Origin of the sequence: Paenibacillus sp. GCM10027628, assembly GCF_042676385.1 — a bacterium.
Lineage (GTDB): Bacteria > Bacillota > Bacilli > Paenibacillales > NBRC-103111 > Paenibacillus_E.
The window spans coordinates 72143-93648 of record NZ_JBHTHA010000036.1 but is presented as its reverse complement, the minus strand read 5'-3'; the positions used below and the strand labels follow the sequence as shown (position 1 = coordinate 93648).

Genomic DNA, 21506 nt, shown 5'->3' with positions numbered 1-21506 from the left:
TCCACTCATGTTAGTACTAAAAAAAAGGTTAAGTTTGCAGCAAAGAATTGTGTTCCTTGTCTCCTGTGTGACCATGATCATGCTATCGGCGATGATAGCTTTTGATACCATCAGTTTAAATCAATCGATTCGGCAAGCTTACGTAAGTCAAATCAGCGGCATGACAATGGCGATTAATGGACGCTTTGAGGAATCACACTCGATCAGCGATGTTCAGCAAATTTTTGACTATATTCAGTACAAGAACAGCCGCGTTATAGAAATGAAGCTTTATGATACCAAAGGAGTCATTCTTGCAGCTTCCAACCGCGCTGAAGTGGGGAAAACGCTCCAGAGTAAAAAAATGCTTATCCCTGCTCAAGATCAGACGATCGTCGACCGCGTGCCGATGGCGGAGACCAACAAGCCGGTGGTCCGCTTAACAGCTCCTTTACAAGAGGATGGTGGGGTTGTCGGAGCCGTAGAAGTGATTTTTGATTCATCGGAAGAAGCGGCAATCTTGAAGAATCGGACAACGCTAATTTTTATTGTCGGACTTAGTGTCGCTGTCATCTTATCTATCCTTTTATGGTTAATTTTGCGTCGTATCGTCATCGGTCCCTTGAAACGTTTGCGTGAAGCTGCCATCATCGTTAAGCAGGGCGGTGAGCTGCCTAAGCTTGAATTCAAGGCTTCTCCGGAAATTGAAGACGTTTCTGAAGCCTTTAACGATATGGTCCATAACCTCGAAGAACGGTATCAGGAGCTTCAAGATGTATTAACTACTCTTCAACGTACCCAGGATAAGCTGGTGCAGTCGGAGAAAATGGGAGCTCTCGGCAGTCTGGTTGCCGGTGTGTCGCATGAAATCAACACGCCGATTGGCATAGGTGTGACTGCTGTTTCGTATTTGGATCAAAAAGCGAAGCAGTTCCAGTCGTTGTTTGAAACGGGCAAAATGAAGAAGTCGGATTTGGAACATTTCATGTCCGTCGTCCAAGAGACGAATGCCATGGTGCAGTCCAATCTGGAACGCGCTTCATCGCTCGTGCGCAGTTTCAAGCAAATCTCCGTCGATCAAAGTGTTGAGGTCAAACGTTCTTTTCATGTGAAAGATTATTTGGAAGGCATCATTTTGAGTCTAAAGCCAACCTTGAAGAAAACAAGACTCCGTGTCGAAGTGGACTGCGACGAGTCTGTTGTTCTCTATACATACCCAGGAGCATTATCGCAGATTATTACAAATTTGGTTATGAACTCATTGAATCATGCCTATGCCCCTGAAGAAGAGGGCAATTTGAGCATGCATGTCGTCGAACACGAAGATCGAATCACGCTCACTTATACCGATGACGGCAAAGGAATGACTCAAGAAGTTCTGGATCAGATCTTCGATCCTTTTTTCACAACTAGCCGCGGCAAGGGAGGTACAGGGCTCGGTATGAATATCGTGTATAACCTGGTCACCCAATCGCTTGGAGGGACAATCCGTTGTTCCAGCACCCTTGGTAAAGGAAGCCTGTTCCAAATTGAAATTCCGAAAGAGGAGGAATCCGTGCAATGACTTTGAATGACAAACCGGTAGACCAAGACGAGCTGCTTTTTGCCGATGAGGATGATTCGGATTCCATCATTAAAGCAGAAAGCGAGCATGAGCCTTGGGTTGTCCTAATCGTTGATGATGAAAAACAAATCCATCAAGTGACCAAAATGGTGCTCCAGGATTTTGAATTTGATGGGAAGAGACTGGAATTTCACAGCGCTTATTCCGCTCTCGAAGCGAAACAACTATTAGCAAGTCAGCCGAATGCGGCTTTAGTTTTATTAGACGTTGTTATGGAGCATGACGATGCCGGACTCCACATTGTGAAATACATCCGGGAAGAGCTGAATAATAACGCCATTCGCATCATTTTACGGACAGGACAACCAGGGCAAGCTCCTGAGCGGACCGTCATCATGGACTATGATATTAACGACTATAAAGAAAAGACGGAACTGACTACGCAAAAACTGTTTACTACGGTCGTTACGGCTTTACGTTCTTATCGTGATATTAAGACTATAGAAAAGAGCCGATCCGGCTTAGAAGAAATAATTAAATCTTCGGCAACCTTATTTGAGTTGCAATCGATGAAAAAGTTCGCTTCTGGCGTGCTTACACAAATGACGTCCATCGTTAATTTACATAAAAATGCCATCCACTGCAGCTTTGCCGTGACAAAAGGAATTGAAGACATTTATATCCTAGCCGCCAGCGGCGATTACGCGTCAAGCAACGATCAGCGGGCACGAGACGTTGTCCCGGACGTTATGCTAAAGGAGATTGAACAAGCGTTTCATACGAAAAAAAGCTCTTTCGCTGCGGATCGCTTCGTCATTTATTTCCAGAGTAAAATGGGCATGGAAAATGTCATTTATATGAACGGCTTCAAGGCGCTCAGCGAATGGGAGCATTATCTGATCGATATCTACTGCACGAACGTGTCCGTCGCCTTTGAGAACATTTATTTAAATGATGAGCTCGAGAGCACGCAAAAAGAGATCATTTATACGATGGGTGAAATTACCGAGACACGCTCGCAAGAGACGGGCCATCACGTAAAAAGGGTGGCCGAGTACTCACGGCTGCTAGCGATCAAGTACGGGTTATCCGAACAAGAAGCAGAGGTGGTCCGACTCGCATCACCGATGCATGATGTCGGTAAAGTCGGTATTCCTGACGCCATCTTGAACAAGCCGGGCAAGTTGACGGAAGACGAGTTTGATATTATGAAAACTCATTCCAATCTAGGTTACGAAATGCTCAAGCATTCGAATAAGCAAGTGCTGAATGCGGCCGCGATTATCGCCCAGCAGCATCATGAGAAATATGACGGAACCGGCTATCCGCAGGGCCTCAAGGGGGAAGAGATTCATATTTATGGCCGCATTACCGCGCTGGCGGATGTGTTTGACGCCTTGTGCAGTGATCGTGTCTATAAAAAGGCATGGGAGCTGGATCGGGTTCTGGAACTGTTGGAAACAGAGCGAGGACGGCATTTTGATCCGGCGATCGTGGATCTGTTTATGGCGAATCTGGATGAGTTTATCGCGATTAAAGATTCGTACAAAGAGCAGCGCTAGTTCAGGGAAACTGGGATAAAATGCAAACAACCTCCTCATACTAAGTATGAGATGATGGAGGTGAATGTAATGCCCAAGAATAGCGCCGATCCTAAACACGATCGTGCAGATAATCGAGCAGATAGTAAAGACAATCAGCAGAATAACGATAATTTCATGGAAGAAACAGAAACGTTGACAAGCGAAACGGCTGCCGATTATGTTCCCAGTTTAAATCGCATTCCCAAAAATGAAAGTTAAGTAATATTTCGGCTGTTCCACCGTCGCTTGAAGATGGTGAAGCAGCCTTTTATATGTTCAAATACTCGTATAAAATCGTCAAAAAGTTAGAGGGGCGTTTCTTTTATTTTACATTTCCTGTATGCTAGAAAAGGGCTAGAGATTGACAGATAGAAAGAAGGTGTCACCTTGGAAGGCATCGGACTCGTACTGGAAGGCGGGGGTATGCGAGGCGTATACACCGCAGGAGTCTTAGAATACTTTATGGAGCAAGATTGGTATTTCCCTTATGTAGTCGGCGTTTCGGCCGGCGCTTGCAACGCAGTTTCGTATATTTCCAAACAACCGGGTCGCAACAAGAAAGTAACGATCGGATATATCGGTGATTCCCGGTATTTAAGTTACCGTAATTTGGTTCGGTATAAAAGTATTTTCGGCATGGATTTCATATTTAGGGAACTGCCGGATGTGTTGGTACCGTTTGACTATGACGCATTCTATGAGTCGCCGCAGAAATTCGCAATCGGCACGACCGACGCGCACACAGGTGAACCGGTCTATTATACGAAGCATCAGCTGATGGAGCGAACGATGCCGATTGTACAGGCTTCCAGTTCACTGCCTTTTGTATCAACGCCTATTCATTATGAGGGCAGAACGTTGTTTGACGGCGGCTTGGTGGACCCGATTCCGGTTCAAAAGTCAGTCGCGGACGGCAACAAGAAGCACGTCATCGTGCTGACCAAAGAGCAAGGCTACCGCAAGCGTCCGTTCAAACAAAAATGGCTGGCCAAAAGCTTTTATCCGCAGTATAACGGGCTTGTTAACGTGCTCGTCAACCGCAGTGAAATTTACAACAACACGCTTGAAACGATAGAACGAATGGAACAGAACGGCAGTGCAATTGTCATTCGGCCTTCCGCCAGAGTGGTCGTTGGCCGTATGGAGAAGGATCCCTTGAAGCTAGAAGCCTTGCATGAGCTTGGCTACGAAGATGCGAAGCGGATGGGGCAAACGATGAAAGAGTGGTTGTTTGCCTAACGTTCACTAAAGTAAAGTTTTTGAAAGTTATTCATTGCAATCATACTCAACTTGATGTATGGTAGAGACAAACCAATAAGACCCACGGGAGCTTGAGGAAGTCAGGCTGAGACTGTGACCGTACCTGTCACTAACCGTTAATCTGATCTGGGTAATGCCAGCGTAGAGAATCTGCATTCATGCACGTCCTCATGGATATGTTTTTCGAATGGGTATATTCATTTTCTACTTACATGGCGCTCCTGGATTCCGGGGGCTTTTTCTTTTGGTTCCAAACAGAGAGGAGAAACTTACTAATGAAATGGAACAAAATCGCACCACTTATGCTGGTCAGCGTTGCACTAGCTGTATCCGGCTGCGGCAATCAAGCTGCAAAACAAGATTCTAAATCTACAATAACACCTGCGGCAACAGCTGCTGCTACTGCCAGTCAGACGCCGGTGAAAAAGCTGACCGATGTGAAGGTTGTCCTCGATTGGACGCCTAACACGAATCACACAGGACTTTATGTAGCGAAAGACCAAGGCTTCTTTGAACAAGAGGGCTTGAATGTACAAATCGTTCAGCCTGGTGAAGGCGGCGCGGATGCGATGATCGCTTCGGGAGCGGCCGAGTTCGGAGTCAGTTATCAAGAAGGAATTACCCAAGGACGCATCCAGGGGGTTCCGCTCGTTTCGATTGCTGCAATCATTCAGCACAATACTTCCGGTTTCGCATCACCAGTTGCCAAGAACATCAAAACTCCGAAAGACTTCGAAGGTAAAACATACGGAGGCTGGGGAGCCCCTGCCGAAAATGCGATGATCGAATCGCTGATGCAATCCGAGAAAGCGGATGCCAGTAAGGTAAAAATCGTCAACATCGGGGAAGCGGACTATTTCACAGCGGTGAAACGCGACATCGATTTCTCTTGGATTTATTACGCGTGGACAGGCGTAGATGCAGAGCTTCGAGGTGAACCGTTGAATATGATTTATTTAAACAAATATTCGGATAAACTGGATTACTATACACCGGTTTTGGCCACGAGCGAGAAAATGATCCAAGAAAAGCCTGAACTAGTCAAAGCGTTCACAGCGGCAGCTGCTAAAGGCTACCAATTTGCAATTGATAAGCCGGAGGATGCAGCGAATATTTTAATCAAAGCGGTGCCGGATTTGGATAAAAAGCTTGTTCTGGCTAGCCAGAAGTGGCTCAGCCCGCGCTACAAAGACGATGCGCCACGGTGGGGCGAGCAAAAACGCGTAGTCTGGGAAAATTATGCGAACTGGATGTTGGAGCACAAGCTGCTCGAGAAAAATCTGGATGTAGATAAAGCATTTACAAACGACTTCTTGCCCGCAAGTTCTAAATAAGTAGGAATTTGAGAGGAGTTTTGCTACATGGCTAACGCACTTGTTAGTATTCAAATTTTACCAAAAACGAAAAATAATGAGGATATTATCCCTTATGTCGACCGTGCCATTGAAGTGATCGCCAAATCGGGGGTCAAGCACTTGGTCAGTCCGCTTGAAACGACGATGGAAGGAGAGCTCGATCAGTTGCTTGACATCGTCAAAGAGATGAACGAAGCAATGATTGAGATGGGAAGCACGAACGTGATTTCCCAAGTGAAAATATATTTTAACCCGTCGGGCGCTTCGATGGACAAGCTAACGGAGAAATACAGATAATGAAACAGCAGCGCTGGATGAAAACAGGATGGCCACCATTAGTTGTGGTCATCCTTGTGCTGCTTATATGGCAGCTTGCCGTAACATGGGGGAATACGGCGAGCTGGTTACTGCCCAGTCCGCTTAAAATTATTACGGACGGCACGACCGATTTGCCTCGGGTATGGATCCATACACTCGCTACCGTTCGGATTATGCTCATAGGATTTGCGGCGGGTGTCAGCGTGGGCATTATAGCGGCGAGTGTGCTTCATATCGTGCCAGGGTTCAAGTCCGGCTTTTATCCGCTTCTTATTTTATCGCAGAATGTACCGACGATTGCTTTGGGACCGCTGCTCATTATTTTGTTTGGCTTTGGCATTTTACCTAAAATTATATTGATCGCTCTGGTCTGTTTCTTTCCGGTATCGATGGCAACGCTGGATGGGTTCATGCAAACAGATCGTAATCTGTACAACTACATGAAGATGGTTGGTGCAAGTAAGCGTCAGATTTTCTTCAAACTTGAACTGCCTCATTCGCTTCCCTTCCTATTCTCAGGCTTGAAAATTTCCGCGACCTATAGTGTGATGGGGGCGGTTATCGCTGAGTGGCTGGGCAGCGGGGAAGGACTGGGCTATTATATGATCTTGCAAAAACAGTCATTCCGGGCTGATCGGGAATTTGTCGCTATTTTCGTAATTGTCAGCTTGAGTCTGCTGTTCTTCTGGATTATCGCACTGCTGGAAAAGCTGGTGATCCGTTGGAACGTCAAGCGATCATCGTAAGAGGGAATGAGGTGAGTGTATGAGTAAATTGGAACTTCGCGGCATTCGGCATTCATTTCCTGTGAAAAAGCAAAACTTAATCGTACTTTCGGATATTACTCTACATGTAAATGACGGAGAATTCGTCTCAATAATCGGCCCGTCCGGCAGTGGGAAGAGTACTTTGTTTCATATCATCGGCGGTCTTATAGCCCCTTCAGCGGGTGAGGTTTGGTTGGGTGGGGCCAATGTGACGGGAACGAAAGGGCTGATCAGTTATATGCCGCAACAGCCGGCTTTGTTCCCATGGCGTTCCATCGAATCCAATGTGGCCATTGCCCAAGAAGTTGCTGGGGAATCACGGTCACGAGCATTGGAAAAAGCAAGAGAATGGCTCCCAAAAGTCGGACTTGGGGGTTACGAGAACGAACTGCCACATGTGTTATCAGGTGGTATGCAGCAGCGGGTGTCGTTTCTTAGAGCTCTGCTCAGCCCTCAGGAGTTTATGTGTCTGGATGAGCCATTTGGGGCGTTAGATGCATTGACCCGGCAAGATATGCAAGCCTGGCTCTTAAATATATGGGAACAGAACAGACGTTCAATCTTGTTTGTGACGCATAGCATTGAAGAGGCCTTGTACTTGTCAGATCGCATTTATGTTTTATCTAATAAACCGTCTACAATTCTTGAAGAATTGGTGATTCCTTTTCGTCGGCCGCGCCAAGAAGCTGATTTGCAGGATCCTATTTTCCAGGAGCTTCGTCTTCATATTCAATCTCTGCTGCGAAAGGAGATAAGTTATGATAAAAGGCATTGATGCCCATATCCATTTGGACATGTATGATCAGTCTCGCTCACTTGCCATGCTGAACGAAATGCCGGAAAACAATGTGCTGGCGCTAGTAGCGGTTTCAAGAAACATGGCATCGTGCATAGCTACGAAACAGCTGCGAGATCATGCTCCCGATCGCGTATTCGCCGCATACGGCTATCATCCGGAGCAAGAACTTCCAAGTGAAACGCAGCTGAATGAATTATTGAATTGGATCTGCGCACATGCAGAGCAAATGGCAGCGATTGGAGAAATCGGATTGCCGTATTATATGCGACAGGAAGCCGAGGAACGTGGCCAGACCTTCGATTTGGCTCCTTATATTTCACTGTTGGATTGCCTGCTAGGGCTTGCTGCTAAGTTGAAGAAGCCGGTAGTACTGCACGCTGTGTATGAGGACGCGGACATCGTATGTGATTTGCTGAGCAAGTACGAGATACATAATGCTCACTTTCATTGGTTTAAGGGTTCGCAGAAGACAGTAGAGCGAATGATTCGTGCTGGTTACTATATTTCGATTACGCCGGACGTTCTATATGAAGAAGAAATTCAATCGCTTGTCCGCAGCTATCCCATTGAACAGATTATGGTTGAAACGGACGGACCTTGGCCGTTCGAGGGGCCTTTTGAAGGACAAGAGACGAATCCGATCATGATCCACGCAGTTATAGAGCAAATTGCATGTCTGAAATCAATTCCGATTGACGAGGTGGCTCTAAGCCTTTTACAAAATACAAGGAAGTTTTATTCGATTGTAAATGACTGAATAGTCTTCTTTCTGGACATCGATATGCAGACCCTTTATAATGATATGGGAACGTATGTTTGATTACTTATGAAGCGGGTGTATAAATGACAGTCAGATGCGGCTGGGTCAATGAAGATCCATTATATCTCGATTACCATGATCATGAATGGGGCGTTCCTGTCCATGATGAACGCAAACTGTTCGAGATGTTGAACCTGGAAGGCGCACAAGCGGGATTAAGCTGGTATACGATATTGAAGAAGCGCGAACATTATCGGGAGGCATTTGAGCAATTCGATCCGGACCGAATCGCAAAGTATGATGATGAGAAAATTGCGGAGCTTCTACAAAATCCCGGTATTGTTCGCAATCGATTGAAAGTTGCAGCTGTAGTTCAAAACGCCAAGGCATTTCTGCAAGTTCAACAGGAGTTTGGCAGCTTCGACCGTTACATATGGGGATTTGTAGGTGGTCAACCCATCATCAATCAATGGGAAGATCTCAGCCAAGTTCCCGCGAAAACGGCACAATCGGACGCGATGAGCAAAGACTTGAAAAAGCGTGGCTTTAAATTCGTAGGCTCCACCATTTGTTATGCTTATATGCAAGCAACAGGGATGGTCAACGATCATACGAAATCTTGTTTTCGCCATACTCATCACTCATAGAAAGAAGGCATGCTTGAAATGGACAATCGTCTATTGCAGGCATGCCTTCTTTCTCATGTTATGCGTATTGGAGTTGTTTCTCATAGAGGTTGGTTTTAATTAAGTGGATCCGCTTGCGGATGTAAAAATCGTAAACCGCACCGGTCAATTCACGCGGTTTGATCTGGTTGTTCGTATCGTTGTCGATGATCGTCACGGATCCATCGTCGTAAAACTTAAATGTGTAATCGCAATAGTGGTTATGAGCCTCGTCCAAAAGTTCCTCAATCTGATCGGGTAGAAGACTATCGGTGTTACATAATGCCTTGTGGTACCAATAGTCTCGCTCAATAAAACGGAAATTGTGACTTGTGTTCATCATGTAAACAACCTCCTTCACCTTATAAGAACATTTGTTTGTATTTCTATTATAGCAAACGTTTGTTCGTAATGGAAGAGGCTTGAATAGAAAATGGGAAAAATATTCATATTATTTTTGCAGGAACTTTATGATAAAGAAGGAAGTGAGCAGGAATGGCGAACAAGAAAGAAAATGGATCGCAAGAAGTGGAAAGACAATCCGGACAAACACAAAAGTTAGGAAAATCAGCCGCGAAGCAAAAATCCAAATAATGTAATATGAAACATGGAAACAAAAAGCAATGAAATAAGAACAACCTGTTTAATTTCAACAGGTTGTTCTTATCATGAAAACTTATTCGCATCGCAATCAATCACATTGAACAAATATGCTTGGTTATCGCAAGACCATGGAGGCGTCCGCTCTCAATAAATATTTCGTTGGCGTCATATTTAGAGGAAGCTACGACTCCGGCGACGTACAAGCCTTTCACGTTTGTCTCCATCGTTTCAGGATCGATGAGAGGGGCGCCTGTTTCTTCATGAAACCCGACTCCGAGGGAAGTCAGCAAATGACGGTCCGGCCGGAATCCCGTCAACGCCAGAACGAAATCATTGTCTAAGCAAACTTTTTCGCTGCCGTGTCTTACGACAACCGAATGCTCTTCGATTTGCTCGACATGGGCATCGAACCACATTTGGATACGGCCTTTATTTACCATACTCTCGAAAAGCGGACGTACCCATGGTTTAATATTGGCAGAGAAATGGCTGCCTCTGTAAACGACTGTTACCTCAGCGCCGACACGGAGCAAGTCCATCGCCGCATCGACGGCGGAGTTGTTTCCCCCGATGATCGCAACCTTTGCTCCGGAATAGGGGTGAGCTTCTTTATAATAATGCGTCACCTTCGGCAACTCCTCGCCGGGTATGCCCAGCATATTTGGATGATCGAAATAGCCGGTAGCGATAACAACGAATCGTGCGGTATAAACGGACTTTTTGCCGAATTGATTCTGTGTATGGACTTGAAAACCAACCTGCATACGCTCAATGCGAACGACTTCCTCATAAGATTGGATTCTTAATTGCTCACGGCGTGCTACTTCGCGATAATAGACTAAAGCTTCCTGGCGATACGGCTTTTCATGCGGCGTCGTAAAAGAGTAACCGCCAATTTCCAGCAGCTCCGGCGTGCTAAAAAACTGTAAATAGGTAGGATATAAGTAAATGGAGTGCACGATGCAGTTTTTCTCTATAATTAAAGGCGATAAGCCTGCCCGCTGCATAGCAACTGCGGCCGAAAGTCCGCATGGTCCAGCCCCGATAATGATCACTTGATCCACTTTAATGACCTCCCCAACATAGTTAACTCCTTTCATACTACCGCAAGCCATGGGAAGATGCCAAGTTGACAACGTAAAAAGAGCAGACCGCTGCCCTATAAACAGAGACAGCTGACTGCTCTCAACACAATGGTATTATTAAACAACAACCGAATTTTTTACTTTTGATTCAGTTGTTTATCTTCTTGCCCTTCACTTATATCGTCTTTGGCAATGTTTACAGGTGTAGTGTTTGGTGCGTTCTCTAACGTATCGTTAACAATCTCCATATCTTGGTTTTCAGCGCTCATATTTGCCGAACCTGTATAATTGCCGGCATGATTGTTGTTTTCGACCATGGGGATCATCCTTTCAGGATCAAATTTGCGTTCTGCATTAACGTTTGCACCTGGGGCGCATTTTATTCGAATCATCTCCAAAAAAAGGAAGGTGGGTTGAAACCGATTAAAGGTTTATAACGTCTATATAAACAATATCCAGAAGGAGAGGAAGTCATTATATTGATTCTTGAATGGATACAGCGATTGGCAAATGCCAAAGAAAACGGCCGATTACAAAAAGTTTGGACGGAGCGAATGGTTGCCTTGCAAGATGATTATGAGGCGTATTCTCGCAGTGCTGAACTTTGGGAGCAACAGCTTAAGGATGAAGAAAAAGATGTGGAGAAGCTAAAGAGCCGTACATTCATCAATTTATTGTACGATTTACTCGACAAGAAGCAAGAAAAGCTCGCAGCTGAGGAAGAGGAAGTCATAAAAGCTCAATTGAAATACGAAGAAGCGATTCATGCGAAAGAGAATGTTCAGCAGCACATACTGGAGCTTCAGGTGAAACTGCATTCGGTCCGTTTTTGGGACATTGAAGTTGAAGAGTTTACGAAGAAAATTGAGGCGTATATTCATGCCAACGATTCAGACAAAAGCAAACAATTGAGGGTACTGGTTCAAAGACAGGCCGAATGCGAATTGCAGTCCAAAGAGTTTCAGGAAGCAATTGCAGCCGGCAGGACGGTCGCAGATCATTTACAACTTGTGCTGGAAAATCTTCGTTCGGCACGTAATTGGGGCACTTATGATATGTTGGGTGGAGGGCTGCTGTCCACTCACATCAAAAATGGGAAGATTGATGCCGCAATGACGCATATTCGCAACGCACAGCACAGTTTAAGCCGCTTTGAGAAGGAGCTGCGACATGTGCGCGTAACGCTATCGACTGATATAAATATCAGCGGTTTTCTCCGATTCTCCGATTATTTCTTTGACGGATTGATTACCGATTGGTTGGTCCAGGATAAAATTCAAGCTATGTTGGAACAAGTCGAGGAGAAGCTAAGGGAGGTAAATCGGTTGCGAAACGAGATGGAGCAGGAAGATCGCAAAATCGTAGCAATTATCAATAATTGTAAGAGCAGCTACACTGCAATCATTGAAAATCATTCCTAGATAGAACGGATCACTGATGTCCGTTATAATGGAAATTAGATGTAGAAAAAAAGGAGCAGAGGAACCATGCATTCTACAAGTATTAAGCACATGGTCGTTTTTTGTTTGCACAAAGGAAAAGACACAACGGAAGCGGAACATTTTCTGAAGGACAGCGCTGCTGAACTGGCTGCCATCCCGGGCGTTCAGCAATTTGAAGTGTTACGTCAGATCAGTAAGAAAACAGACTATGATTATGGGTTTTCGATGATATTTGCCGATCAGGCCGCTTACGATGCCTATAATGTGCATCCTGCACACATAGCGTATGTCGAGAAACGCTGGGTGAATGAAGTGAGTCGTTTTCAAGAAATTGATTTTATGCAATATACGTGAGGAGATACGCCCATTATGAGACTGCTAAAATTGCCAAAAGAAGAAAAAGAAATCTTAGTAGAGGACTTACAAAGTCACCTTGAAAGCGAGCATGATATTAGCCTTGGAAGGTTGGCTGCTGAACAATTAGTGGATTATATGCTCGAGCAATTAGCTGCCCCTATTTATAATCAGGCGATCGAAGATGCCCGCAAGACACTGCTGGATAAAATGGCTTCTCTGGAAGATGATCTCTACGCGCTAAAAATATCAAAATCAACCCGGAGATAATATGTATGAGAAAGGACAGACCTCATGGGCAATTCGGAAGAAATGTTTGATATTTATGATCGGCAAATGAATTGGCTTGGGGTGGCTCCGCGCTCGGAGGTACATAAAAAGGGACTGTGGCATCAAACGTTTCAATGCTGGATTGTTAGCTTTGAAAAGCCGGAACCTTTAATTCTGCTGCAGCTTAGAGCTCCGGACAAAGACTTGTTTCCAAGCTTGCTTGATATTTCATCAGCAGGTCATTTGGCAGCCGGGGAGACGGTGAGAGAGGGAGTCAGAGAACTGGAGGAGGAGCTTGGTCTCAACGTCCATTTTGATGATTTGCTGGCCTGCGGCAAGTTTGCCGAGGAAGATCTCATTTCGGAACAATTGATGGACCGCGAGTTTTGTCATGTATTCATCTACCGCTGTGATCAGCCTCTAAAGGACTACAAATTGCAAGAAGATGAAATTAGCGGTATATTTGCTGTGAAAGTCGAGGAACTGGATCAATTGGTTCATGGTCAACAAACGGTCATAACAGCTTCGGGCTATGAATTGCTGGGCGATGGACAGCTTAGGGAAATCACGAAACCAATCTCGCTTTCCGATCTGGTTCCGCATCCGACAGCCTATTTTGATCTGCTTTTTCAGACGCTTCGGGATTATAGTCTATACCGCTAGGTAAAAGAAAAAGAACCGAAACGTTATTCCGTACGGTTCTTTGGCAATGATGGCCTACACAAAGTACTTAGTCGCGATGTAGGCATAGAGGAAATAACAAGCGATCGAGAGTAAAATGAGCAGGATGCCCAGTACAGTTTTGCGCTTGAATAGAAGCAGGAAACCTGCGCTGAATGCCGATCCCATAATCAGCATGGAAATGAAAGTTAAAATGCCCATCGTACGGTTTCTCCTTACCCTTTGTTGACGTAATCGCGCACCATGTCCTCAGTTACGTATGAACGGAGCGGAGAAATGCCCTGCTTGGCATGGGCGATGATTTGGGCGGTAATGGCGTTGACTTCGTCGACAGAAAATGGAAGGTTGCGTCTGCAGAGATCGACGCATGCTTCAATCGCCTGCTCACGCTGTTCATCCAACTCAGCAAATCGAACCAAATGCAGGTGCTGCGCCGTCGAATGCTTCGATATCGCTTCATGTACATTCATGTTAGAGTTCTCCTTTAGTGACCAGATTCTAATTCAGTATACACGATTGGAAGGACAAGGAACAGGCTTGCGTCAGGAAATGCTTGAAAAGAGAAGTGATTTAAAAAAATTAATGTTGTTAATAATTAATGGTATTAATTAAAAAATGGAGAGCGTTACTTAGAATTACAAACGTGTCGGAGTGAAAACGAATGAATCCATTACCGATTGAATCGGTACTTCCGGAATTGAAAGAAGCTCTTAGATCTGCTGCATGCGCAGTATTGGTCGCACAACCCGGTGCAGGAAAAACGACTAGGGTGCCATTAGCCCTGTTAAGTGAACCATGGTTACAGGGCCAGAAAATACTGATGTTGGAACCGCGGAGGTTAGCTGCCCGCGCTTCAGCTCGTTTCATGGCTTTGCAGGTTAACGAACAGGTCGGCCAGACGATCGGTTACCGCGTGAAGAATGATACTCGTGTTGGCCAAGAAACACGCATCGAGGTCATTACCGAGGGTGTACTAACACGAATGCTTCAATCTGATCCAGCATTAGAAGGAGTCGGAGCCGTCATTTTTGATGAGTTCCATGAGCGAAGTTTGCATGCAGACATTGGACTGGCGTTATGCAGGCAGTCGCAATCCTTATTGCGAGAAGATCTTAGAATTGTGGTTATGTCGGCTACAATCGAGGCGGAACCGGTAGCTGCGATGCTTGACGATGCGCCGATTATTCGAAGTGAGGGTCGTGTATACCCGGTAGAGACGCATTATCTCGATCGCGCCATCGAAGGCAGAGTTGAACCATTGATGGTTAAAACGATCCTGCATGCTCTTCAAGTTCATGACGGCAGTATTCTTGTTTTTTTGCCGGGTGCAGCCGAAATACATCGCGTTGAAACGGCGCTGGCTGCCTCAAGTTTGGGCAAAGAAGTCGTCATTGCACCGTTATATGGCAATCTTTCGCAAGAAGCTCAAGACGAGGCGTTAAGGGCTTGTTTACAAGGACAGAGGAAAGTCGTGCTGGCCACTTCGATCGCCGAGACCAGTCTGACCGTCGAAGGGATCACGGTTGTAATTGACAGCGGGCTCATGCGGGTGTCGCGTTTTTCACCGCGCACGGGCATGACCCGGCTGACGACTGTGCCTGTGTCCCAAGCCTCTGCCGATCAGCGCAGAGGGCGGGCGGGCAGGCTCGGTCCAGGCGTGTGCTACCGCCTATGGACCGAGCAAGAGCAGCGGCAGCTGCCGCCAAGCAGCACGCCGGAGATCCGCGAAGCGGATCTCGCGCCGCTGGCGCTGGAGCTCGCCGCCTGGGGCGTGCCGGACCCCGCTGCGCTGGTCTGGCTCGACCCGCCGCCTGCTGCTGCATACCAGCAGGCGCGGGACCTGCTCGTGCAGCTCGGCGCGCTGCACGAGGGCGGCGGCCTAACTCCGCACGGCAAGCGCCTCGCGGAGTTAGGCCTGCATCCCCGGCTTGCGCACATGGTGCTGCAAGCCATACCGGCGGAGCTCGGCGCGATGGCGTGCGAGCTCGCGGCAATGCTGAGCGAGCGCGATATCATGCGCGCCGCCAAAGATCGCGATGCGGATGTACGCACCCGCATCGAGGCCTTATGGAGCGCTGCCCGGCAGGAGCAGCGCGGGGACGTTGACTTTGGCTTATGCCGCCGCATTGCGGCGGAAGCCAAAGCCTTGCAGCAGTCGCTCGGCATTCGTCCGAGCGGCAAGGAAAGGGCAGAGGCGAGCGGATTGCTGCTCGCCTTCGCCTATCCCGACCGGATCGCGCAGCGGCGATCGGCCGGCCGGTTCTTGCTCAGCAACGGCCGCGGTGCGGTGCTGACAGAGCTGCAGGCGCTCTCGAATGAACGTTATATCGTTGCGGCCGAGCTGGACGATTATGGCGTCGAGAGCCGTATTTATTTGGCAGCCCCGGTTCAAGAGGAAGAGCTGCTTGATGTAGGCGGGGATCTTTTGACCAGGGAGCAGGAAGTCCTTTGGAACCGGGAGACTCAATCCGTAAAGGCGAAACAACGGCTTCGCCTAGGTGCTTTAACCTTGAGGGAAGCCCCTGTGCAGGATCCTGACCCCGATTTGCTTTTAGAAGCTTTATTAGCTGGAATCGCATTAGAATCGCTTGATCTGCTCCAATGGTCGCGCAGTGCAAGACAGCTTCAAGCGAGGGTGATGTTTTTGCATCGTTCGGACGATGATTGGCCGGATATGCGCGAAGCCGCTTTGCTTGCTTCCGTGAAGGATTGGCTTGGCCCCCATCTCTATGGCTTAAAAAACCGGGGAGATCTTCAACGATTGCCGTTAACCGGTATTTTAGAGGAAATGCTGAGCTGGGAGCAGCGCCGCCGGTTAGAAGAGTGGGCGCCAACGCATATTCAGGTGCCTAGCGGTTCGCGCATCCCGATAGATTACAGTGATAGCGAGTCTCCTGTATTGTCAGTCCGGTTGCAAGAGATGTTTGGCTTGTCCAATACGCCGCGGATTGCTAACGGAAGGGTTCCGCTAACGCTGCATCTGTTGTCACCCGCCCAACGACCCGTACAAGTGACGAAAGATTTGGCCAGCTTCTGGCGGGACGCATACTTCGAAGTGAAAAAAGATCTCAAAGGCCGCTACCCCAAACATTACTGGCCGGACGATCCGATGGCCGCAGTCCCAACCAATCGGGCCAAGCCTCGGACATGAACATGAATCATCAAGATGAAAGGGAGCTGGGAATTCATGGCATGCCTGACTCCCGCTAATCGAATCGCGATCTATATATCGGCAGGCTTTGCAACGGCGCCGTCCTTTTTGGATATACTTGCAGCGGAATTGGCACTCCGCTTGCAGCAAGCGGGGTGGAGTCCGCGTATTGCCGTTCATTATCCTTATGGGGATTGGTCGAGAAAACGAGTGGCTCAATTACGCGAAATCGGCAGCGATCTCTGGCGCTCGTCTCGCCAAGGGATTTCTTTCTTTGGGGGCAAAAGCTTATACAATTTCATCTCGCAAGATGCCTTAGCGGATGAACCTTTGCTTTTGATAGGTCATAGCGGTGGAGCTGTAGCTTCCGTTCAGGCGGCAGAACAGCTGCGGAAAGAGGGAAGAACGATCGTTGGCGTTGTGCAAATCGGATCGCCCAAATGCTTCATTCCTGACGCGCTAAAGGAGCGTGTTCTTTATATTAGAGCGGTTAACCAAAGCGGTAAACCGGACCCAGTTCCGCTTGTAGGAACGTGGGGAGGCTGGGTGAAAACACGGCCTGGCTTCTGGCGCTGGGACAGGCTGAAGAATGCTCCCATTCATCGAACTACTTTGTCCTTACTGGGAGGACATGCGGATTATTTTCGAAACCATGAGCCTTATGTCATGAACGGTTCTTCGAATTTGCAAACCATCATGAACGTTATTTGGCCTTGGTTGCAAAGCATATACCCACTGGGAAATACACCAATTGAAAAGGAAGATGAACATGATTGAAATCCTAAAAGCCAATATGGAACACAGCAAAGAAGAAGGTTATGTGGGGCACGTGGAGTTCACTGTAGAAGGACATTCATTTCCGTATGAGATTACACTGCAAAGCAAATCTCGCAGGGATTGGAGCTACGCATTGAATTTTTCAAAGGATTCAGGCAAAGAGGAGGATATTCTTGCTGTGGAAGATTTGCTGGAAGAAGATGAATACTTTGACCAACTGGTTGATGCGGCTTTGAATGCTTTGAAGGCCCAGCCGTAAACCATGTAGGTCGATAGGAGAGGATAGCGCTGGACACCGATGTGAAACAAATTTTAAAAGAAAGCTATGATCGGCAAGCTCAACTGCGGGACCAAAATGAAGTGCAATTGTGGAAAGTAAATGAGATGGATTTCGTGGTCAATAAACTGCTGCAGGCTGGCGAAAGCGGTAAAAAGGTGTTGGATTTAGGCAGCGGTCCCGGCCATCAAGCCGCTTATTTGCAAAAGCACGGTTGCGAGGTGTCTTGCGTGGACCTATCCGATGAAATGGTACGAATTTGCCGGGAAAAAGGGCTTGACGCCCATACTATGGACTTCTACTCATTGGATATAGAGCCTGAATCGTTTGATGCGGTTTGGACGATGAACGCCTTGCTTCACGTGCCAAAGCATAGTTTGAAGCAAGTGCTCGTTCAGATCGAACGGGTGCTTAAGCCTAGCGGTTTTTTGTATCTCGGCATGTATGGCGGGTATGAGAGCGAGGGCATATGGGACGAGGACAGTTACAGACCTCAGCGGTTTTTTGCCTTCTATGAGGACGAGCACATTCAGAGAAAAGTCAGTGAAGTTTTCGAAATCGAGCAATATCGCGTCCTGCCGATGGAGGGCATGTCTGTTCATTATCAGTCCATCATAGCGAGGAAAAAACAGCTAAACCCGTGAATTCACGGGTTTTTATGCATTTGATTTGAGTTCTGCTCATGTTAAAGATCCAAGTCTGCTATATTGGCACTATCCCCTTCACTCAGATTAAGGTCAATGAATTGATGATGGATGAATGTTTCTTCGTTACTGAGTCTATGGGATAATGGCTACAGGCTACTTTCCATTTCCATAGGTACTTCTGAGCGGAAGGGATTGTGTGCACATGAATGTCGGCAAAAGTTTACCCTGACTGGCCACCACAAGAGAAACGGTCTCAAAATATGTACATACAAGTTCGACGAATGCTATAATACGTTCAAAATCAATGCCCGAGGTGAAGTATGAAAGAGAAGCAATTACCCAAGTACATGCAGCTTAAACAGGAGATTTTACAGTGGCTCCATACCGGAAAGCTTAAGGCAGAAGACCAGATGCCGTCGGAAAATGAGATTGCGGAGCAATTTCAGATGAGCCGGCAAACGGTGCGGCAAACGTTCGGTGAACTGGAGCAAGAAGGCTGGCTGTACCGGGTCCAGGGCAAAGGTACGTTCGTATCCACGCCGCAAACACAAAAAGGCCGTGATATTCAGACGATTGGCATCCTGACGACCTATATTTCGGATTATATTTTCCCGCATATCGTACGCGGTGCTGAGGCGGCGCTAAGGAATAAAGGTTACCGATTGCTTTTGTCCAGCACGGATAACGATAAAGAAAAAGAGAAGGAAAGCCTGAATATGATGATGAGCCAGCCTTTGAGCGGACTTATTGTCGAGCCGACGAAAAGTGCGGAAGGGAATCCGAATTTGAGTTATTATCTGTCGCTTGATTTTCATAATATTCCGTATCTGATGATTAACGAACGTTACCCGGAAATGAATTGTCCGTCCTTAATTGTGGATGATGAAGAAGGCGGTTTCCTGGCGGCACAACATCTGATCGAGCTCGGACATAAGCGCATAGCCGGTTTGTTCAAGACGGACGACTTGCAAGGGGTTAATCGGCTTAAAGGATTTATTCGCGCTCACCGTCACTATCAAATCCCGTTATCGCCGGATCTTGTCATACATTATACGACTGAAGAGAAAACGCAAAAGCCTTATGAAAATACGCTGTCGATGTTGGGACAAGGCGAGGAGAGACCGACGGCGTTTGTGTGCTATAACGATGAATTAGCCGTTCATTTGCTTGAAGCTATACGTAAATTAGGGCTGCAAGTTCCGCAAGATGTATCTTTAGTCGGTTTCGATGATTCAATGCTCGCCACTGCAACCGAGGTGAAATTAACAACGCTCTCGCACCCGAAAACAGATATGGGTGTTGATGCGGCCGAGCTTTTGATCGATATGATCGAAAATAAGCGGAATGTGAATGCACAATCGGGCAAAGTGTATACTCCGGAATTAATCATTCGCGATTCTACTCAGCAACTGCGGCAAAGTTAAAATTTATCTAGCCAACTTGTACGTACAAGTGATATACTTTGGTTATTACATCCAAAGGAGGCTTCCTCATGTCCCCCAAATATGCCATCGGCGTCGATTATGGAACGGAATCGGGCCGCGCGGTACTCGTCGACTTGAGCGACGGGACCGAGATCGCCGACCATGTAACACCTTACCCGCATAACGTTATCGATGAAAAGCTGCCCGAATCCGGAAACAAGCTGGAGTACGATTGGGCACTGCAGCATCCGCAGGATTATATCGATGTGCTCACACGATCCGTGCCTGCCGTGATGCAAGCTTCCGGCGTGAATCCGGACGATGTTATCGGTCTAGGCATTGATTTCACGGCGTGTACGATGTTGCCCATCGATGAGCAAGGTGAGCCGCTGTGCTTCAATCCCGAGCTCAAAAATAACCCGCACAGTTGGGTAAAACTGTGGAAGCATCATGCCGCTCAAGATGAGGCGAATCTCATTAATGAGATTGCGGCACGCAGAGGAGAAGCGTTCCTGCCCCGTTACGGCGGGAAAATTTCTTCTGAATGGATGATTGCCAAGGTCTGGCAAATCCTGAATGAAGCGCCGGACATTTATGAACAAACAGACCGTTTTTTAGAAGCTACAGACTGGGTTGTTTCGCAAATGACGGGTCAAGTTGTACGTAACAGTTGTACTGCTGGTTACAAATCTATCTGGCATAAGAAGGAAGGCTACCCAAGCAAGGATTTCTTTAAAGCATTGGATCCAAGACTTGAGCATGTAACAGAAACGAAGCTTCGCGGAGAAGTTGTAGCGCTTGGCACCAAGGCGGGCGAGTTGACTGAGTCCATGGCGAAACGGATGGGGTTAAGCCCTGGTACGGCCATTGCTGTAGGGAATGTGGATGCGCACGCCGCCGTTCCCGGAGTCGGCGTTGTCACACCAGGCAAGCTGGTCATGGCGATGGGGACTTCAATTTGCCATATGCTGCTTGGCACGGAAGAGAAGCAAGTCGAAGGCATGTGTGGCGTTGTCGAAGACGGCATTATTCCAGGGTATTTGGGCTATGAAGCCGGACAATCGGCTGTCGGCGACATCTTCGCCTGGTACGTGGAGCAAGGCGTTCCGGCCTATGTAACACAAGCAGCGGAACAGGAAGGCGTGAGTGTGCACGAGTGGCTGGAGCGTCATGCATCCGCTTACAAACCCGGTGAAACAGGGCTTCTCGCACTGGATTGGTGGAACGGCAATCGCTCGGTGCTTGTAGATACGGAGCTAAACGGGTTAATTGTCGGCTACTCGCTATTGACGAAGCCTGAGGAAATTTATCGCACACTGCTGGAAGCGACCGCTTTCGGAACACGCAAAATTGTTGACGCGTTCCACAGCAATGGCGTCGAGGTCCAAGAACTATACGCCTGCGGCGGGCTGCCGCAAAAAAATCGTCTGCTGATGCAAATCTACGCAGACGTGACGAATCGCGAGATCAAAATCGCCGATTCGAAGCAGACGCCGGCGCTGGGGGCAGCCATGTTCGGCGCTGTTGCAGCGGGCGCCTCGAAAGGCGGCTATGACAGCATTGTCGACGCCGCCAAGAAGATGGCACGCGTGCGTAAGGAAACATTTAAGCCAATACCGGAGAATGTAGCCGTGTATGAGCAGCTGTATCAAGAATACAGCAAGCTTCACGATTATTTCGGGCGCGGAGAAAACGATGTGATGAAGCGGCTTCGTGCGATTCGTGAGGGAGCGCAGCATTAAACG

At 47.4% G+C, this 21506-nt stretch carries 25 protein-coding genes; 20 read left to right on the top strand and 5 right to left on the bottom strand.

Annotated elements, in window-relative coordinates; all coding sequences use genetic code 11:
- The first annotated feature begins 7 nt into the window (after nt 1-7).
- The 10 genes from ACFQZT_RS23310 (at nt 8) to ACFQZT_RS23265 (ending at nt 9032) form a co-directional block, all read left to right on the top strand.
- Complete coding sequence (locus ACFQZT_RS23310) at nt 8-1543, top strand: ATP-binding protein (protein WP_379303636.1); 1536 nt, start codon at nt 8-10, stop codon at nt 1541-1543.
- Nucleotides 1540-3105, top strand: a complete 1566-nt coding sequence (locus ACFQZT_RS23305) for a DUF3369 domain-containing protein (RefSeq protein WP_379303634.1) — start codon at nt 1540-1542, stop codon at nt 3103-3105. The genes ACFQZT_RS23310 and ACFQZT_RS23305 overlap by 4 nt, the downstream gene beginning before the upstream one ends.
- A gap of 69 nt (nt 3106-3174) precedes the next feature.
- Complete coding sequence (locus tag ACFQZT_RS23300) at nt 3175-3345, top strand: hypothetical protein (protein ID WP_379303632.1); 171 nt, start codon at nt 3175-3177, stop codon at nt 3343-3345.
- Nucleotides 3346-3513: 168 nt separating this feature from the next.
- Nucleotides 3514-4365, top strand: a complete 852-nt coding sequence (locus tag ACFQZT_RS23295; protein WP_379303630.1) for a patatin-like phospholipase family protein — start codon at nt 3514-3516, stop codon at nt 4363-4365.
- Nucleotides 4366-4661: 296 nt separating this feature from the next.
- Nucleotides 4662-5720 carry an ABC transporter substrate-binding protein gene (locus ACFQZT_RS23290; protein WP_379303628.1) on the top strand — a complete coding sequence of 353 codons (1059 nt, stop codon included), beginning with the start codon at nt 4662-4664 and terminating at the stop codon, nt 5718-5720.
- A 27-nt stretch (nt 5721-5747) separates the two neighbouring features.
- Nucleotides 5748-6038 (top strand): thiamine-binding protein, encoded by a 291-nt coding sequence (locus ACFQZT_RS23285; RefSeq protein ID WP_379303626.1) that lies wholly within the window; start codon nt 5748-5750, stop codon nt 6036-6038.
- On the top strand, nt 6038-6805 hold the full coding sequence (locus ACFQZT_RS23280; RefSeq protein WP_379303624.1) for an ABC transporter permease: 768 nt from the start codon (nt 6038-6040) through the stop codon (nt 6803-6805). Before ACFQZT_RS23285 ends, ACFQZT_RS23280 begins: the two co-directional genes overlap by 1 nt.
- Nucleotides 6806-6824: 19 nt before the next feature.
- Nucleotides 6825-7601 (top strand): ABC transporter ATP-binding protein, encoded by a 777-nt coding sequence (locus tag ACFQZT_RS23275; protein WP_379303622.1) that lies wholly within the window; start codon nt 6825-6827, stop codon nt 7599-7601.
- A complete protein-coding gene (locus ACFQZT_RS23270) occupies nt 7585-8382 on the top strand; it encodes a TatD family hydrolase (RefSeq protein ID WP_379303620.1) in 798 nt (265 codons plus the stop codon). The genes ACFQZT_RS23275 and ACFQZT_RS23270 overlap by 17 nt, the downstream gene beginning before the upstream one ends.
- Before the next feature lie 86 nt (nt 8383-8468).
- Nucleotides 8469-9032, top strand: a complete 564-nt coding sequence (locus tag ACFQZT_RS23265; RefSeq protein ID WP_379303618.1) for a DNA-3-methyladenine glycosylase I — start codon at nt 8469-8471, stop codon at nt 9030-9032.
- A gap of 58 nt (nt 9033-9090) precedes the next feature.
- Here the strand turns inward: ACFQZT_RS23265 and ACFQZT_RS23260 are convergent, their stop codons facing one another.
- From ACFQZT_RS23260 to ACFQZT_RS23250, 3 genes are all read right to left on the bottom strand, one after another.
- A complete protein-coding gene (locus ACFQZT_RS23260; RefSeq protein ID WP_379303616.1) occupies nt 9091-9393 on the bottom strand; it encodes a hypothetical protein in 303 nt (100 codons plus the stop codon).
- 352 nt (nt 9394-9745) lie between these two features.
- A complete protein-coding gene (locus ACFQZT_RS23255) occupies nt 9746-10717 on the bottom strand; it encodes a YpdA family putative bacillithiol disulfide reductase (protein WP_379303614.1) in 972 nt (323 codons plus the stop codon).
- 158 nt (nt 10718-10875) lie between these two features.
- Nucleotides 10876-11055, bottom strand: coding sequence for a hypothetical protein (locus ACFQZT_RS23250; RefSeq protein ID WP_379303612.1), 180 nt, complete (start codon nt 11053-11055; stop codon nt 10876-10878).
- Between the two features lie 162 nt (nt 11056-11217).
- Here ACFQZT_RS23250 and ACFQZT_RS23245 point away from each other — a divergent pair, with 162 nt between their 5' ends.
- The 4 genes from ACFQZT_RS23245 to ACFQZT_RS23230 all read left to right on the top strand — a co-directional run bounded on the left by ACFQZT_RS23245 (nt 11218) and on the right by ACFQZT_RS23230 (nt 13467).
- The gene (locus tag ACFQZT_RS23245; RefSeq protein ID WP_379303611.1) at nt 11218-12159 is read left to right on the top strand and encodes a hypothetical protein; all 942 of its coding nucleotides are present in this window, start codon (nt 11218-11220) and stop codon (nt 12157-12159) included.
- Between the two features lie 66 nt (nt 12160-12225).
- Nucleotides 12226-12534, top strand: coding sequence for a Dabb family protein (locus ACFQZT_RS23240; protein WP_379303609.1), 309 nt, complete (start codon nt 12226-12228; stop codon nt 12532-12534).
- 15 nt (nt 12535-12549) lie between these two features.
- On the top strand, nt 12550-12804 hold the full coding sequence (locus ACFQZT_RS23235; protein ID WP_379303607.1) for a DUF2164 domain-containing protein: 255 nt from the start codon (nt 12550-12552) through the stop codon (nt 12802-12804).
- 24 nt (nt 12805-12828) lie between these two features.
- A complete protein-coding gene (locus tag ACFQZT_RS23230; RefSeq protein ID WP_379303605.1) occupies nt 12829-13467 on the top strand; it encodes an NUDIX hydrolase in 639 nt (212 codons plus the stop codon).
- 54 nt (nt 13468-13521) lie between these two features.
- Here the strand turns inward: ACFQZT_RS23230 and ACFQZT_RS23225 are convergent, their stop codons facing one another.
- Nucleotides 13522-13686 (bottom strand): hypothetical protein, encoded by a 165-nt coding sequence (locus tag ACFQZT_RS23225; protein WP_379303603.1) that lies wholly within the window; start codon nt 13684-13686, stop codon nt 13522-13524.
- Nucleotides 13687-13700: 14 nt separating this feature from the next.
- Complete coding sequence (locus ACFQZT_RS23220) at nt 13701-13955, bottom strand: YpbS family protein (RefSeq protein ID WP_379303601.1); 255 nt, start codon at nt 13953-13955, stop codon at nt 13701-13703.
- Between the two features lie 191 nt (nt 13956-14146).
- On the opposite strand from ACFQZT_RS23220, the gene hrpB reads away from it, so the two are divergent.
- From hrpB to ACFQZT_RS23190, 6 genes are all read left to right on the top strand, one after another.
- Nucleotides 14147-16636: an ATP-dependent helicase HrpB gene (hrpB, locus tag ACFQZT_RS23215; RefSeq protein ID WP_379303599.1), complete on the top strand. Its 2490-nt coding sequence runs from the start codon at nt 14147-14149 to the stop codon at nt 16634-16636.
- Between the two features lie 36 nt (nt 16637-16672).
- Nucleotides 16673-17413: an alpha/beta hydrolase family protein gene (locus ACFQZT_RS23210; protein WP_379303597.1), complete on the top strand. Its 741-nt coding sequence runs from the start codon at nt 16673-16675 to the stop codon at nt 17411-17413.
- The gene (locus ACFQZT_RS23205) at nt 17406-17672 is read left to right on the top strand and encodes a hypothetical protein (RefSeq protein WP_379303595.1); all 267 of its coding nucleotides are present in this window, start codon (nt 17406-17408) and stop codon (nt 17670-17672) included. Before ACFQZT_RS23210 ends, ACFQZT_RS23205 begins: the two co-directional genes overlap by 8 nt.
- A 41-nt stretch (nt 17673-17713) precedes the next feature.
- Nucleotides 17714-18334 (top strand): class I SAM-dependent methyltransferase, encoded by a 621-nt coding sequence (locus ACFQZT_RS23200; protein WP_379303593.1) that lies wholly within the window; start codon nt 17714-17716, stop codon nt 18332-18334.
- Between the two features lie 323 nt (nt 18335-18657).
- Nucleotides 18658-19761: a GntR family transcriptional regulator gene (locus ACFQZT_RS23195; RefSeq protein ID WP_379303591.1), complete on the top strand. Its 1104-nt coding sequence runs from the start codon at nt 18658-18660 to the stop codon at nt 19759-19761.
- Nucleotides 19762-19829: 68 nt separating this feature from the next.
- The gene (locus ACFQZT_RS23190; RefSeq protein WP_379303589.1) at nt 19830-21503 is read left to right on the top strand and encodes a ribulokinase; all 1674 of its coding nucleotides are present in this window, start codon (nt 19830-19832) and stop codon (nt 21501-21503) included.
- Nucleotides 21504-21506 lie beyond the last annotated feature (3 nt).

Bases quoted from the DNA above. Each gene is read 5' to 3' on its own strand.
- ACFQZT_RS23265 (WP_379303618.1), top strand. From the start codon at position 8,469: ATGACAGTCAGATGCGGCTGGGTCAATGAAGATCCATTATATCTCGAT.
- ACFQZT_RS23300 (WP_379303632.1), top strand. From the start codon at position 3,175: ATGCCCAAGAATAGCGCCGATCCTAAACACGATCGTGCAGATAATCGA.
- ACFQZT_RS23240 (WP_379303609.1), top strand. From the start codon at position 12,226: ATGCATTCTACAAGTATTAAGCACATGGTCGTTTTTTGTTTGCACAAA.
- ACFQZT_RS23190 (WP_379303589.1), top strand. From the start codon at position 19,830: ATGTCCCCCAAATATGCCATCGGCGTCGATTATGGAACGGAATCGGGC.
- ACFQZT_RS23195 (WP_379303591.1), top strand. From the start codon at position 18,658: ATGAAAGAGAAGCAATTACCCAAGTACATGCAGCTTAAACAGGAGATT.
- ACFQZT_RS23220 (WP_379303601.1), bottom strand. From the start codon at position 13,955: ATGAATGTACATGAAGCGATATCGAAGCATTCGACGGCGCAGCACCTG.
- hrpB (WP_379303599.1), top strand. From the start codon at position 14,147: ATGAATCCATTACCGATTGAATCGGTACTTCCGGAATTGAAAGAAGCT.
- ACFQZT_RS23275 (WP_379303622.1), top strand. From the start codon at position 6,825: ATGAGTAAATTGGAACTTCGCGGCATTCGGCATTCATTTCCTGTGAAA.
- ACFQZT_RS23205 (WP_379303595.1), top strand. From the start codon at position 17,406: ATGATTGAAATCCTAAAAGCCAATATGGAACACAGCAAAGAAGAAGGT.
- ACFQZT_RS23280 (WP_379303624.1), top strand. From the start codon at position 6,038: ATGAAACAGCAGCGCTGGATGAAAACAGGATGGCCACCATTAGTTGTG.
- ACFQZT_RS23310 (WP_379303636.1), top strand. From the start codon at position 8: ATGTTAGTACTAAAAAAAAGGTTAAGTTTGCAGCAAAGAATTGTGTTC.
- ACFQZT_RS23230 (WP_379303605.1), top strand. From the start codon at position 12,829: ATGGGCAATTCGGAAGAAATGTTTGATATTTATGATCGGCAAATGAAT.
- ACFQZT_RS23290 (WP_379303628.1), top strand. From the start codon at position 4,662: ATGAAATGGAACAAAATCGCACCACTTATGCTGGTCAGCGTTGCACTA.
- ACFQZT_RS23260 (WP_379303616.1), bottom strand. From the start codon at position 9,393: ATGATGAACACAAGTCACAATTTCCGTTTTATTGAGCGAGACTATTGG.
- ACFQZT_RS23285 (WP_379303626.1), top strand. From the start codon at position 5,748: ATGGCTAACGCACTTGTTAGTATTCAAATTTTACCAAAAACGAAAAAT.
- ACFQZT_RS23305 (WP_379303634.1), top strand. From the start codon at position 1,540: ATGACTTTGAATGACAAACCGGTAGACCAAGACGAGCTGCTTTTTGCC.
- ACFQZT_RS23235 (WP_379303607.1), top strand. From the start codon at position 12,550: ATGAGACTGCTAAAATTGCCAAAAGAAGAAAAAGAAATCTTAGTAGAG.
- ACFQZT_RS23270 (WP_379303620.1), top strand. From the start codon at position 7,585: ATGATAAAAGGCATTGATGCCCATATCCATTTGGACATGTATGATCAG.
- ACFQZT_RS23250 (WP_379303612.1), bottom strand. From the start codon at position 11,055: ATGGTCGAAAACAACAATCATGCCGGCAATTATACAGGTTCGGCAAAT.
- ACFQZT_RS23210 (WP_379303597.1), top strand. From the start codon at position 16,673: ATGGCATGCCTGACTCCCGCTAATCGAATCGCGATCTATATATCGGCA.
- ACFQZT_RS23225 (WP_379303603.1), bottom strand. From the start codon at position 13,686: ATGGGCATTTTAACTTTCATTTCCATGCTGATTATGGGATCGGCATTC.